The organism is Nonomuraea sp. N2-4H, assembly GCF_045291505.1.
GTDB lineage: Bacteria > Actinomycetota > Actinomycetes > Streptosporangiales > Streptosporangiaceae > Nonomuraea > Nonomuraea fastidiosa.
Genome location: NZ_CP147987.1, coordinates 2,348,191 through 2,361,332 on the forward strand (window position 1 = coordinate 2,348,191; position 13,142 = coordinate 2,361,332).

Genomic DNA, 13,142 nt, shown 5'->3' on the forward strand with positions numbered 1-13,142 from the left:
CATGTCGCCCGCGCGCGTCCTCGCCGCCGCACTGACCGCCGCCCTGACGCTCCCGCTCACCGCCCACGCCCCGGCCTCCGCCGCGACAGGCGGCGAAACCCCCGCCGACCCCTTCTTCTCCTACGACCGTCCCGCCACCTACGCCGTCCGCACCGAACGCGTCTCCGTCCCCCTGCGCGACGGCGGCCACCTGGCCTGCGACCTGCACCGGCCCGACGCGGGCGGCCGCTTCCCCGTGATCGTCTACGACTACACCGCGTACGACGACCTCGCGAACCTCGGCAAGGCCGCCGCCTACTACGTCACCCGCGGCTACGTCGCCGCCGTCTGCAACGCCCGCGGCTCCGGTGACTCGCCAGGACGTCTCGACCCGTTCAGCGCGCAGGAGCAGCGCGACAACTACGACCTCATCGAGTGGCTCGGCACGCGGCCCTGGTCCACCGGCAAGGTCGGGCAGATGGGCCTCAGCTACGGCGGCCACTCCACGCTGCTCGTCGCCGTCAACAAGCCGCCGCACCTGGCCGCGATCATCCCCGTGGACGGCATCAGCGACTGGTACGAGAACACCATCTACCGCGGCGGCATCTACTCCGCCAGGATCCGCGACTGGCAGCGGGAGGTGGCCCCCGACACCCTCACCACCTACGCCCGGCATCCGCTCTACGACGACTACTGGCGCGAGCGCAGCGTCAAGGCCCGCTGGGAGAACCTCGACGTGCCCACCCTGGAGATCGCCGGCTGGCGGGACAGGTACCGGGCGGGCATGGTGGAGAACTTCCTGGCCAGGCCGGGCAACGTGTGGCTGGTGGCCGGGCCTTGGGAGCACGGCTGGCCCGCCGGTCAGCCCGCCGCCATCGGCAACGGCGCCTACCTCGCCTGGTGGGACCGCTGGCTCGCCGGTCGCGACGACGCGCCGCTGCCCGCCGCCAAGGTGACGTCGTACGAGATGGAAGGGGCGGGCTGGAGGCAATTCCGCAGCTGGCCGCCGCCCGGCGCCCGCACGCGCAGGCTCGGTCTGAACGCCGACGGCACCATCACCGCCCGCCCCGGCGCCCAGGCCACCAGGACGTTCACCGTCAACACCGACCCGGGGCCGGGGACCGCCGGTGAGCGGCTCGCCTTCCAGACCGAGCCCTACCAGCGTGACCTGGTGCTGGCCGGGGACATCACGGCCAGGGTCAAGGCCGCGTTCACCGCCGCCGACGGCAACATCGCCGTCATCGCCGAGGACGTCGCACCCGACGGCACCGCCACCCGCATCACGCAGGGCTGGCTCAAGGCGAGCCACCGCTTCGGCCACGAGCGGGCCGTCCCCGTCCGGCCGGGCAGGACGTACGAGCTGGACGTCACCACCTGGCCGGTCCACTACCGGCTGGCCGCCGGGCACCGCCTGCGGATCACCGTGGCGAGCGACGACTACCCGGAGATCGACTCCGACGCCCCGGCCGGGCAGGTGAAGCTGCGCCTGGGGCGCGGCGGCACCGAACTCCGCCTCACCACCCGCTGACCGCGACCGGCCGCCGGGCGGCTCGGTGCTCGGCCGGTGACCCGGCTGGGCGGCTCGACCCCCGGATGTGGCCCGGCCGGGGGAGTCAGGCCGATGTCTCGGACGCGGCGCTCAGCGCGGCCAGGTCGGCAGAGGTGAGCCGGAGGCCGGCGGCGGCCACGTTCTCGGCGAGGTGGTCGAGCGAGCCGGTGCCGGGGATCGGCAGCGTCACCGGTGAGACCGCGAGCAGCCAGGCCAGGGCGACCTGCGCCGGGGTCGCCCCGTGCCGCGCCGCGACCTCCGCCAGGCGAGTCTGGTCGATCGACGGACGCCCGCCGCCCAGCGGGAAGTACGGCACGTACGCGATCCCCGCCCGCTCGCACTCCGCGAGCACCGCGCGGTCGCCCTGGTCGTGGACGCTGAACGCGTTCTGCACGGCCGCCACGGGTGCGATCGACCTGGCCTCGGCGAGCTGGGCCGCGCTGACGTGGCTGAGCCCGAGATGCCGGATCAGCCCCTCACTCCGCAGCTTCGCCAGGGCCGCGAACCGCTCGCCGATCGGCTCGTCGCCCACCGGCCCCAGCCCGCCGACCCGCAGGTAGACCAGGTCGAGCCGGTCCACCCCGAGCCGGCGCAGGTCGTCCTCGACCAGGCCGCGGAGCTGGTCCGCGCGTGCCTCGCCGGCCGGGGCGAGGTTCGCCCCGAGCAGCGGGCCGACCTTGGTGGCGATCACCAGATCGTCCGGGTACGGCGCCAGCGCCCGCCTGATCAGCTCGTGCGCCCGCAGGTCGCCGAAGCCGTAGAAGCCGGCCGTGTCGATGTGGTTCACGCCCAGCTCCACGGCGCGGCGCAGCACGGCGACGCCCGCCTCGGAGCCGCGCGCCGAGCGTCCGAGCGCGAGCCGCATCGCGCCGAAGCCGATCCGGTTCACCGGCGTATCACCGCCCAACGGGAAGGTCGTCATCGGGCGCCTCACTTTCCGTAGCAGGCCGCGACGGCGGCGAACGCCGGCTTGGGGTCCCACCGCAGGCCGGGGTAGGTGTCGCCGTCCCGGTCCGCGTACACCTTGACGATGCCGAGGCTGGCCAGGTCGAGGTCGTCGCGCGGGTCGCCGTCCGGTCGGTGCGGCAGCGCGGGGAGCGCGAACGTGTGCACGAACGCCGAGTCCACGCCCTCCGCCTCGAAGATCTCCAGCAGCTCCCGCAGGTAGGTGGCCTGGCCCTCCTCGTCGCGCTCGTACTCACCGGTCAGGCGCACCGGGAGGCCGGTGACCTCGTCGTACTCGACGATCTCCATGCTGCGGGGCGCCACGTCGGCGGCGCCGCGCCAGGTCGCCGTGCCGAACCCGGTGATCGCGACCGGCCTGCCCTGGGCGACCAGGGCGCGCACGCCCTCCTGGAAGCGGTCGGCGACCTCGGCCGAGCGGATCAGCTCGATCGTGACGAAGTCGAACAGCGACCAGTCCACGGGCTCGAAGGGGATCGCGGCGTAGGTGACCTTGCCGCCGAAGCGCTCGCGGACCACGGTCGCGGCCTCGGCGAGGAACGCGGCGACCCGCTTGCCCGCCTCGGCGACGAGCTCGCGGCGGTTCAGCAGCGCGTCGAGCCGTTCCTTCAGGGTGTCGCCGGGCAGGAAGCCGCGGTCCATGACGGTCAGCTCGCTGCCCGCCACGAACACGACCTCCGCGCCGGACCGCCGGATCCGCTCCGCCCGCTCGGCGCAGTCGGCGAACAGCGCCAGCATCTCCTCAGCCGTCAGCTCCAGCGGGTACGGCGAGAACCACACCTCGAGGCCCAGCTCGGCGGCGCAGGCGGCGGCGCGCTCCAGGCGTTCCGGGTCGCCGCCGACGAGCTGGACGGCGGTGCAGTGCAGGTCGTCGCGGATGATCTCCAGCTCGCGCCGGACCACGTCGAGGTCGAAGCGCTCGACGGTGCCCGACCCGCCGGGGACGAAGCCGGTGTCGTAGCTGATGCCTTTGGCTCGCATAGTGCCGTCCTTTCGTGTTCGAGGGGGCATCAGCGTACGGACGAAAATTGCGTGCGCGCAAGTTTGCGTGAGTGCAAGTTTTCTGGCATGGTGGGGGCGTGATGGCGAGGCGTACGGGGTTGCGCGAGCAGAAGAAGCAGGCCACCCGGAAGGCGCTGCGCGAGGCCGCGCTGCGGCTGGCGCTCGAACGCGGGCCCGACAACGTCCGCGTGGACGACATCGCCGAGGCCGCCGGCGTCTCGCCGCGGACGTACAACAACTACTTCGCCAGCCGCGAGCAGGCGATCGTCGCCGCCGTCACCGCCGAGCGCGAGAGCCGCGTGGCGGAGGCCGTGGCCGCCAGGCCGCCGTCCGTACGCCTGGCCGACGCGGTCATCGACGCGATCGTGGAGCAGTACACCGATCCCGGCGAGGAGCATGCGGCCGCACTGCTGATGATCACCACCCGGCCCGCGCTCCGTGAGGCCTTCGTCGACGCTCCCGCCTCGATGGAGCTCCCCCTCGCCGCCGCCATCGCCGCCCGCCTCGCCGCCCGCCGGGAGGGCGGGGAAGCCGCCGACGCGGCCCGCGACAGTGGTGCCGATCGCGACGACGCCGGGAGCGACGACGGCGATCGCGAGCACACCGCGCGCGTTCTGGCGGCCGCCGTGGCCGCCGCGGTGCGGGTCGCGATCGACCGGTGGGTGGGGCGGCCGGGTGCGGCCTCGGCCTCCGGGCTGGTCGTGCCGTCCGGGTCGCTGCCCGGCCTGCTCCGTGCCTCCCTCGCGCCCCTCGTCCCGGCCCTCGACGCGGCCGAACGCTGATCGCGCCGAGCCGTCGCGCGGGCCTTCGACGTGGCCTCCAGGTGATCGCGCACGGCTCTTGACGCGGGCCTCCAGGTGATCGCGCACGGCTCTTGACGCGGGCTTCCAGGGGATCGCGCGCGGCTCTCGGCGCGGATGGAAACCGATCGCGCGCGATCTTCGGCGCGGTTGACGGCAGATCGTGCCGAACCCCTGCGTGGCCGCGCGATCGGCGATCCCTATCGCCCCGCCTCTCCGCACAATGTCCTATGGGAGGCGGTTAGCAAGTCTTGACATGACATGTCATAGGGAAACAGACTCTCCGCTAACCATTAAGCACTTGGCGTCAAACCGGAGATGTCCCTCGAATGTCCGGGAAGGGTACGGATCGCCCCGCGCCGATCGTCCGGTGAGCGGCGTAGGAGAAACCATGGCCACCCCCACCAAGCTGGCGACCACCGGCACTCCCAAGCGACCACGCGACGACACGCGATTGGCGCTCCTGTTCATCCTCCCCGCGCTGATCGGCTTCCTGGTCTTCCTGCTCTGGCCGACGCTGCGCGGCATCTACCTCAGCTTCACCAAGTTCAACCTGCTCACGCCCGCCCGCTGGACCGGGCTGGACAACTACGTGCGCATGGTCGAGGACCCGGTCTTCTGGAACGCGCTGGGCGTGACCGTCTACTACGTGGTGGTCAACATCGGGATCCAGACGATCCTGGCGCTGATCATCGCGGTGCTGATGCAGCGGCTGACCCGCAAGACGTGGCTGCGCGGGCTGGTGCTGACGCCGTACCTCGTCTCGAACGTGGTCGCGGCGCTGATCTTCCTGTGGATCCTCGACTACCAGCTCGGCATCGGCAACACGGTCCTCGAGCTGCTCGGGCTCGACCGGATCGCGTTCCTCGCCGACTCCGCCTGGGTCATCCCGACCGTGGCGCTCATCAACGTCTGGCGGCACGTCGGCTACACCGCGCTGCTGATCTTCGCGGGCCTGCAGACGATCCCCGCGACCGTGTACGAGGCCGGCCGCGTGGACGGCGCCTCCGAGCTGCGCCTGTTCAGGAGCATCACGCTGCCGCTGCTGCGGCCCATCACGGCGGTCGTGCTGATCATCAGCGTCGTGGGCTCGTTCCAGGTGTTCGACACCATCGCGATCGCGACCAAGGGCGGCCCGGTCAACTCCTCGAAGGTGCTCCAGTACTACATCTACGAGGCCGCGTTCAGCCGCTTCCAGTTCGGTTACGCCTCGGCGATGTCCGTGGCGCTGCTGATCGTCCTGACGATCATCACGTTCCTTCAGTACCGGCTGACCCGGGCCGGCAGCTCCGATCTGGCCTAGGAAGAGTGTGACATGGCAACCGTCATGGCCCCCGCCCCGAGCGATGCCTCCGCCGCCGGTCACGAGCCGCCGCCGAAGCCCCGGCCCGGCATCGGCAGGATCCTCGCCTGGGCGTTCATGGTGCTGGTGATCTTCGCCAGCCTGTTCCCGTTCTACTGGGTGCTCAGGACCGCGCTGTCCGACAACAACGCCCTCTACGCGGGCAGCGACAGCCTGCTGCCCGTGCAGTTCTCCTGGGGCGGCTTCGAGCGCGTCTTCGGCCTGCAGACCGGGCAGGAGGCCATCGACGCCGGCGGTTCGGGACAGCCGTTCAACTTCTGGCGCTACCTGCTCAACTCGGTGCTCGTCGCGACCATGGTCACGGCCGGGCAGGTGTTCTTCTCCTCGATGGCCGCCTACGCCTTCGCCCGGCTGCGCTGGCGCTACCGCGAGCAGATCTTCGCGGTTTTCCTGGCCGGCCTCATGGTCCCGGCGATCTTCACGCTGCTGCCGAACTTCGTGCTCATCAAGGAGCTCGGCCTGATCGACACCGTGCTCGGCATCGCGCTGCCGACGATGCTGATGACGCCGTTCGCGGTGTTCTTCCTGCGCCAGTTCTTCCTCGGCATCTCCCGGGAGGTGGAGGAGGCGGCGATGGTGGAGGGCGCCTCGAAGGTGCGCATCTTCTTCAGGATCATCCTGCCGATGTCGGCCGCGCCCATCTCGACGCTGTCGATCCTCACGTACATCACCTCCTGGAACGAGTACTTCTGGCCGCTCATGGTCAGCTACACCGACAAGTCGCGCGTGCTCACCGTGGCGCTCGGCGTGTTCAAGTCGCAGAAGCCCCAGGCGGGCCCCGACTGGGCGGGACTGATGGCGGCCACGCTGGTGGCGGCGCTGCCGATGCTGCTGCTGTTCTTCGTCTTCGCCCGCCGTATCGTCAACTCCATCGGCTTCAGCGGGATCAAGTGATGCTCAGAAGAATCCTCCTGTCCGCGCTCCTGCTGACCACCACCGCCGCGTGCGGCACCGGCGGGAGCGGCGGGGCGAACGGCACCATCGAGTACTGGCTGTGGGACTCCGCGCAGCAGCCGGGCTACCAGAAGTGCGCCGACGCCTTCGAGAAGCAGAACCCCGGCCTGCGCGTCAACATCTCGCAGTACAACTGGGACGACTACTGGTCCAAGCTGACCGCCAGCTTCATCGCCGGCACCGCCCCCGACGTCTTCACCGACCACCTGACGAAGTTCCCCCAGTTCGTCGACCTCGAGGTGCTGCGCCCGCTCGACGACCTCGGCCCGACCAGCGACATCAAGGACTCCGACTACCAGGCGGGCCTGGCCGAGCTGTGGAAGGGCAAGGACGGCAAGCGATACGGCGCCCCGAAGGACTGGGACACGATCGCGATGTTCTACAACGCCGACGCGCTCAAAGAGGCCGGAATCGACCCGGAGACGCTCGACGAGCTGACCTGGAACCCGCACGACGGCGGCACGTTCGAAAAGACCATCGCCCACCTGACCATCGACGCCAACGGCAAGCGCGGCGACGAGCCCGGCTTCGACAAGACCAAGGTCAAGAGGTACGGCCTCGCCGCCAACGGCGCCGGCGGCGACAACTGGGGACAGACGCAGTGGTCGGCCTTCACCGGCAGCGTCGGCTGGCAGCCCACCGACAAGAACCCCTGGGGCACCCGCTTCAACCTCGACGACCCGGTGCTCCACGAGACCCTGGAGTGGTACTTCGGGCTCGCCAAGAAGGGGTACATGGCGAGCTACGAAGCGATCGGCGGCACCAACGCGATCACCGCCGACAAGCAGATCCAGGCCGGCATCGCCGCGATGGGCCTGGACGGCTCGTGGACGATTTCGTCGTTCACCAAGCTCACCGACGCCGACGGCAAGAAGCTGAACATCGGCGTCGCGCCCACCCCGATCGGGCCGAAGGGCAAGCGGGCCTCGATGTTCAACGGGCTCGCCGACTCCATCACGACGTTCTCCGAGCAGCCGGAGAACGCCGCCAAGTGGGTCAAGTTCCTCTCCAGTGAGGAGTGCCAGAACATCATCGGCCAGTCCGGCGTGGTCTTCCCCGCCCGGCCCTCCGGGACGGAGCTGGCCATCGAGTACAACAAGAAGGAGCGCGGGCTCGACGTGTCGGCGTTCACCGACCACGTCAAGAACGGCACCACGTTCCCGCTGCCGGTGACCTCCAACGCGGCCGACATCTCGGCGCTGTCGAAGCCCGCGTTCGACGCCGTGTACATCGGGGACGAGCCGGTCAGCTCGCTCTCCAAACTGAACGATCAGCTCAACGAGCTGTTCGAGGTGGTCGGCTGAGCTGAGGGGCGGGCGCAGGCGCTCGCCCCCAGCCGTGTGGTCGGCCAGGCCGCACGCTCTCCCTGGGCGGGGCTTCGGGAGGGCACTCGGCGGGTCAGGCGGCGGGGCGGCCCACCTCGGGCACATCGTCGCCGGCCCGGTGCGGCCGCACGAGCACCGGCGCGTCCGACACCACCACGACGGAGTACACCGTCCCCGGCGGCAGGGCGCCCGCCAGCTCCTCCAGCGTCGCCGACCGGGTGCGCTGTGCCGGGAGCGTCACCCGGATCGGCCCGCGCGGCCGGCCGCCTCGCGCGCACAGCGTCAGCTCGACGTGCGCGGGGCCGGGGCTGGGGTTGAGCAGGCTCAGCCGGTCTCCGGGACGTCATCCGTCGGTGATCGTCATCTTCCAGCTCCCCGCCATGGTGCTCATGCGCCACTCCCGTTCTCCTGCCGCGGCAGCAGGCCGCTACCCCGGCGCGGCCCGCTCTATCACCCGGGTACGCCGTTCGTCCGGCATGGCCCGGCGGCTGCGTGGGCAGTGAACCTGCTACGACCGCCCTGACCAGGGACGACGTCGCCTTCGCCGGGCGCAGGGAAGGATGGCGATGCCGCATGAGAGCCGCCGTACTGCACGATTACGGGACGCCGCCGCACTACGACGAGTTCGACGAGCCGCGCCCCTCCGATGACGCCGCCGTCGTCGAGGTGGAGGCGGCCGGGCTCAGCCACCTCGACGTCGCCAAGGCGTCCGGCACCTTCTACACCGGGCCGCCGCCCCTGCCGTCGGTCGTCGGCAGCGACGGCGTCGGCCGCCTGCCGGACGGGCGGCGGGTGTTCTTCGACACGGTCGTGCCGCCGTACGGGTCGCTGGCCGAACGCGTCCTGGTGCCGTCCGGCGCGCTGTTCGACGTCGCCGAGGGGGTCGACAGCAGGATGGCGGCGGCGCTCGGCAACAGCGGCCTGGCCGCCTGGCTGGCGCTGGAGTGGCGGGCCAGGCTGCGGCCGGAGGAGACCGTCCTCGTCCTGGGCGCGACCGGCACGGTGGGGACGGCGGCCGTGCAGATCGCCCGCGCGCTCGGGGCGGGCCGGGTCGTCGCGGCGGCCCGGTCAAGCGAGCGCCTGCACCGCCTGGACGCGGACGCCGTCGTCGAGCTCGACGGCGCGGGCGGCGGCGGCGCGAGCCGCACCGATGGCCACGGCGGTGACGGCGGCACGGGGGCCACCGGCGGCGGTGGTGCTGGAGCCGGCGGCGACCTGGTGGCCGCGATACGGGAGGCCACGGGTGGCGGGGCGGACGTCATCATCGACCCGCTGTGGGGCCCGCCCGCGCTGGCGGCGATGGGAGCGGCCCGCCACGGCGCCCGGCACATCCAGCTCGGCCAGCAGGCCGCCATGCGGATCGACCTGCCCGCGCCGCTCGTACGCTCGCCCGCGCTCGACATCTGCGGCTTCGCGATCTTCCACGCGCCTGTCGAGGTGCGCCGCGACGCCTACCTGCGGATGACCCGGCTCGCCGCGTCCGGCGGCCTCAAGCTGGACCTGCAGGTCGTTCCGCTCTCCAGCATCACCGGCGCCTGGGAACGCCAGCGCTGCGGCCCCGGCACCAAGCTCGTCGTCGCCTGCCATTGAAGAAGACCGACGCCCCGGCGGCAGACAGAACCGGGCCGGGCTCGCGTTGATGCTCGTGTTGGCGGGTCCTGTCGGGCCTGTGTCAGCGCTCGTGTTGGCGGGTCCTGTCGGGCCTGCGTCAGCGCTCGTGATGGCGGACCCTGTCGTGCGTGCTCAGGCACCCCCTGCCATGGGCGGGAACGCCCGCGCCTCTCGTCATGCGCGCCCTGATGAGCCGGGCGGCGACGACGGCGCCGCAGGCTCCGGCGAGCAGCGCGGCCACCACCGCAGGCGCGGGCGCGCGCCGCCCCGCCACACGGCTCGCCATGCCGCCTGCCACGCTCCCGGCACGCCCGCCCGCGACGCTGCTCGTCACGACGGCGGCGGTCTCGGCGGCCGCCTCCCGGTCGAGCCGCCGCGCGTACGCCGTGTCGCGCTCGTCCCGCACCGGCTCCCCATGGTGCACTCGCATCACCACTACCTCCTTCGATACGCGCTCGGCAGCCCGCCATACCCGGAAAACACCCGGAAAACCGGCCGGCCGGGAACGCGTTAACGGCCCGCGCCCGCTGGGTAGCTGAAGGGTTCTGCAACGGGAGGCGACAATGACGTCACAGGTGGCGGAGATGCTCTCCGCGTACCCACAGGACCTCGGCCAGGTGGACCAGGACCGCCTCATCAGATGCATCGAGCAGTGCATGAGCTGCGCCCAGGCGTGTACGGCGTGCGCCGACGCCTGCCTGAGCGAGCCCGAGGTCACGGAGCTGGCCAAGTGCGTACGGGGCGACCTCGACTGCGCCGACCTGTGCGAGGCGACGGCACGGGTGCTGTCGCGGCACACGGGCTACGACGCGAACCTCACCAGGGCAGTGCTGGAGGCATGCGCGCTGGCGTGCAAGACGTGCGGGGACGAGTGCGCGCAGCACACCCACCACCCGCACTGCGTCACGTGCGCTCAGGCCTGCCGCGACTGCGAGCAGGCGTGCCGCGAGCTGATGGCCGCACTGGGCTGATCAAAAGCCGTGGCGGCCGGCGCCGTCAGGCTGGTCGGCGCCGTCGGGCCGGTCGGGGTCGTCGGGCCGGTCGGGGTCGTCGGGCCGGTCGGGGTCGTCGGGTCAGTCGGGGTCGTCGGGTCTGAACCTCATGAACAATTCGAGGCGCGACCGGCCGCCGGGATGGTCGAGCGCCACGCGATCGCAGACGCGCTGGATGACGAAGAGGCCCAGGCCGCGGCGCGGTGGCCAGGGCGGGGTGCCCCGGAGGTGCTCGTGGGTCAATGCGCCGCGCTCGTCCTCGACGTGCACGGTGATGCCGTCGGGGTCGCTGCGGGCGCTCACCGTGCCCGCCGCCTGGGCGTGTTCGAGCACGTTGCTCGCCGCCTCGCTGACCGCCAGGACGAGCGCCTCCGTACGTCGCCTGCTCAGGCCGGCCCCTGAGGCGAACGCGCCCACTGAAGCGCGGAGGAGGGCGAGATCGTCGTCGATCGGTACGCGCAGGCCGTAGGACTCGCCCATGGTCACCGCCTGATCCATCCCATCGGCCGCTTCTGCGACGAGCGCGTCGCTCGTCGTGTGCTCATCCCGTTGCCCGAAATCCTAAGCGCCGTCGTACGGCACTCGTCCGGACATTTACGGAAAGGTCTCCGGTGAGCGGCCCGATCCTGAGCCGGCGGACAGGGCGCGCCGCTATTCGACCTTCCGTACGCGGGTGGTGCCGGAGTCCAGAACGCCGCCGTCGGCGCCCACCGGCGTGACCTCGGGCACCGGGACGCCGTCCTTGTCCACCAGGATCGAATGGGGCTCGCCCGGCTCGAAGGCGTGCCGCTCGCCCCACTGGCGCAGGGTGACGATGACGGGGAAGAGGTCGCGTCCCGCGTCGGTGAGCACGTACTCCTGGCGGCGGCCCGACGGCGCGGCCCGCCGGGCGAGCAGCCCGTGAGCGGTCAGCCTGCGCAGGCGGTCGGTGAGGATGTTGCGGGCGATGCCCGTCCGCCGCTGGAACTCGGTGAACGACCGCGCGCCGTCCATCGCGTCCCTGATGACGAGCAGGCTCCACCGGTCGCCGACCAGGTCGAGCGCACGGGCGACCGGGCAGTGGGGGTCGGTCCAGTCGAGCTCGGGTACGCGCTCCGCGGTCGTCACCAGCACACCTCCAGTCGGTTGCAGATTGAAACCATTATGCCCTACGGTCGTGATTGGTTTCGTATTGCAACCAACGAGGGATGGGAGCGCGGCATGCGAGACGGGGCGCGATCGATGACTCGATCGATCAGCGGCGGCACTCGATCGACGGGTGGTGGCACTCGATCGATGGGCGATGGGGGCCGATCGATCGGCTGTGGTTCCCGATGAACGCCTGGCGGCGGGCGCTGCTCGCGGTGGTGTGCGGCGTCGCGGTGGCGAGCGTCTACGCCGCCCAGCCGGTCCTGGAGCCGATGGGGCGTGAGCTCGGCGTGCCCGCGGATCGCACCGGGTGGCTGGTCGCGACCGGCCAGCTCGGCTACCTCGCCGGGCTGGCGCTGCTCGTGCCGCTCGGCGACGTGCTCGACAGACGCCGGCTCATCGCCGCACACCTGGCGCTCACCGGCGCGGGCACGACCCTGACGGCCTTGGCGCCGGCAGGGTGGGCGGCGTTCGCCGGGCTCGCGGTGGCCGGGGTGTTCGCGGTCGTGGTGCAGACGACGGTGGCGTACGCCGCCTCGATCTCATCACCGGCGGAACGCGGACGCAGCATCGGCGTCGTCACCTCGGGCGTCGTGGTGGGCATCCTGGGCGCGCGGGTCGTCGCCGGCGCGTTGGCCGATGTGTGGGGGTGGCGAAGCGTCTACGCCGTGCTCGCGCTGCTCTCGTACGGCTTCGCGGCACTCGTGCTCGCGCTCCTGCCGAGTGAGGAACGTCGCCTGCGCGGGGAGGCTTCTGGGCTCGCGGCTCCGGTGCTTGCACTCCTGCCGGGAAGGAAGCGCCGTCGCCGGAGGGTGGACGCCTCGGGGCGAAGGCCGTTCGGGCAGCGGCTCTTTCTGACGCGCGGGCTCATCGCGTTCTTCCTTTTCGCGTCGTTCGGAACGCTGTGGAGCGGGCTCTCTCTGCCGCTGGCGGGCGCACCGTGGGGGCTGACCGAGAGCCAGATCGGGCTGTTCGGCGTCGCGGGACTCGCCGGTGCGCTCGGGGCCGCCCGCGCGGGACGGTGGGCCGACGCCGGACGCGCCGCCCCCGCGACCGGTCTCGCGCTCGCCCTGCTCATCTGCTCGTGGGCGGCCATCGCGCAGCTCCCGTGGTCGCTGTGGCTGCTCGTCGCCGGGATCGTGCTGCTCGACTTCGCCGTCCAGGTCGTACACGTGAGCAACCAGCACCTGCTCACCGCCGCCCACCCCGATCGCACCAGCGGCGTCGTCGGCAGCTACATGATCTTCTACTCGCTGGGCTCCGCGCTCGGCGCGGCCACGACCACCGCCGCCTTCGCCGCGTTCGGCTGGACGGGCTCCAGCCTCCTCGGCGCCGGTTTCGCCGCCTGCGCGCTGGCCGTCTGGGCGATCGGCCGCAGCCTGCCCGGCGATCGCGCGAACCCCGGATCGCGGTCCGCCGAACGCTGCTCGCTGACATCTCCGGCGGGATGCGACGGCCGAGGATGAGGCGCCGGCG

General features: G+C 71.8%; 15 protein-coding genes. 9 read left to right on the forward strand and 6 right to left on the reverse strand.

The annotated features are described in order from the left end of the window. Window position 1 precedes the first annotated feature (1 nt). The gene (locus WBK31_RS10665) at window positions 2-1,507 is read left to right on the forward strand and encodes a CocE/NonD family hydrolase (protein ID WP_406674730.1); all 1,506 of its coding nucleotides are present in this window, start codon (window positions 2-4) and stop codon (window positions 1,505-1,507) included. Window positions 1,508-1,592: 85 nt separating this feature from the next. On the opposite strand, the gene WBK31_RS10670 is transcribed toward WBK31_RS10665, so the two are convergent. Both WBK31_RS10670 and WBK31_RS10675 read right to left on the reverse strand, forming a co-directional pair. Next, complete coding sequence (locus WBK31_RS10670; RefSeq protein ID WP_406674731.1) at window positions 1,593-2,450, reverse strand: aldo/keto reductase; 858 nt, start codon at window positions 2,448-2,450, stop codon at window positions 1,593-1,595. A gap of 8 nt (window positions 2,451-2,458) precedes the next feature. Next, entirely contained in the window at window positions 2,459-3,472 is a 1,014-nt protein-coding gene (locus WBK31_RS10675; protein WP_364068031.1) for a hypothetical protein, read from the reverse strand. A 101-nt stretch (window positions 3,473-3,573) separates the two neighbouring features. Between WBK31_RS10675 and WBK31_RS10680 the strand changes: the two genes are divergently transcribed. From WBK31_RS10680 to WBK31_RS10695, 4 genes are all read left to right on the forward strand, one after another. Then, complete coding sequence (locus WBK31_RS10680) at window positions 3,574-4,275, forward strand: TetR/AcrR family transcriptional regulator (protein ID WP_406674732.1); 702 nt, start codon at window positions 3,574-3,576, stop codon at window positions 4,273-4,275. Window positions 4,276-4,684: 409 nt separating this feature from the next. Beyond that, on the forward strand, window positions 4,685-5,596 hold the full coding sequence (locus WBK31_RS10685; protein ID WP_364068029.1) for a sugar ABC transporter permease: 912 nt from the start codon (window positions 4,685-4,687) through the stop codon (window positions 5,594-5,596). A gap of 12 nt (window positions 5,597-5,608) precedes the next feature. After that, window positions 5,609-6,550 (forward strand): carbohydrate ABC transporter permease, encoded by a 942-nt coding sequence (locus WBK31_RS10690; protein ID WP_364068028.1) that lies wholly within the window; start codon window positions 5,609-5,611, stop codon window positions 6,548-6,550. Beyond that, complete coding sequence (locus WBK31_RS10695) at window positions 6,550-7,914, forward strand: ABC transporter substrate-binding protein (protein WP_406674733.1); 1,365 nt, start codon at window positions 6,550-6,552, stop codon at window positions 7,912-7,914. Before WBK31_RS10690 ends, WBK31_RS10695 begins: the two co-directional genes overlap by 1 nt. Window positions 7,915-8,008: 94 nt before the next feature. Here the strand turns inward: WBK31_RS10695 and WBK31_RS10700 are convergent, their stop codons facing one another. After that, a complete protein-coding gene (locus WBK31_RS10700) occupies window positions 8,009-8,263 on the reverse strand; it encodes a sensory rhodopsin transducer (protein ID WP_406675475.1) in 255 nt (84 codons plus the stop codon). 25 nt (window positions 8,264-8,288) lie between these two features. On the opposite strand from WBK31_RS10700, the gene WBK31_RS10705 reads away from it, so the two are divergent. Further along, window positions 8,289-8,438 (forward strand): hypothetical protein, encoded by a 150-nt coding sequence (locus tag WBK31_RS10705; RefSeq protein ID WP_378789881.1) that lies wholly within the window; start codon window positions 8,289-8,291, stop codon window positions 8,436-8,438. A gap of 70 nt (window positions 8,439-8,508) precedes the next feature. After that, window positions 8,509-9,525, forward strand: coding sequence for a zinc-binding alcohol dehydrogenase family protein (locus WBK31_RS10710; RefSeq protein WP_406674734.1), 1,017 nt, complete (start codon window positions 8,509-8,511; stop codon window positions 9,523-9,525). 118 nt (window positions 9,526-9,643) lie between these two features. Here the strand turns inward: WBK31_RS10710 and WBK31_RS10715 are convergent, their stop codons facing one another. Then, window positions 9,644-9,976, reverse strand: a complete 333-nt coding sequence (locus WBK31_RS10715; RefSeq protein WP_406674735.1) for a hypothetical protein — start codon at window positions 9,974-9,976, stop codon at window positions 9,644-9,646. Between the two features lie 133 nt (window positions 9,977-10,109). Here WBK31_RS10715 and WBK31_RS10720 point away from each other — a divergent pair, with 133 nt between their 5' ends. After that, a complete protein-coding gene (locus WBK31_RS10720) occupies window positions 10,110-10,517 on the forward strand; it encodes a four-helix bundle copper-binding protein (RefSeq protein WP_364068024.1) in 408 nt (135 codons plus the stop codon). A gap of 102 nt (window positions 10,518-10,619) precedes the next feature. Here the strand turns inward: WBK31_RS10720 and WBK31_RS10725 are convergent, their stop codons facing one another. Together WBK31_RS10725 and WBK31_RS10730 are read right to left on the reverse strand one after the other, a co-directional pair. Next, the gene (locus tag WBK31_RS10725; RefSeq protein ID WP_364068054.1) at window positions 10,620-11,018 is read right to left on the reverse strand and encodes an ATP-binding protein; all 399 of its coding nucleotides are present in this window, start codon (window positions 11,016-11,018) and stop codon (window positions 10,620-10,622) included. A gap of 171 nt (window positions 11,019-11,189) precedes the next feature. Beyond that, complete coding sequence (locus WBK31_RS10730) at window positions 11,190-11,645, reverse strand: helix-turn-helix domain-containing protein (RefSeq protein ID WP_364068023.1); 456 nt, start codon at window positions 11,643-11,645, stop codon at window positions 11,190-11,192. An 80-nt stretch (window positions 11,646-11,725) separates the two neighbouring features. On the opposite strand from WBK31_RS10730, the gene WBK31_RS10735 reads away from it, so the two are divergent. After that, window positions 11,726-13,132 carry an MFS transporter gene (locus tag WBK31_RS10735; protein WP_406674736.1) on the forward strand — a complete coding sequence of 469 codons (1,407 nt, stop codon included), beginning with the start codon at window positions 11,726-11,728 and terminating at the stop codon, window positions 13,130-13,132. Window positions 13,133-13,142: the final 10 nt, after the last annotated feature.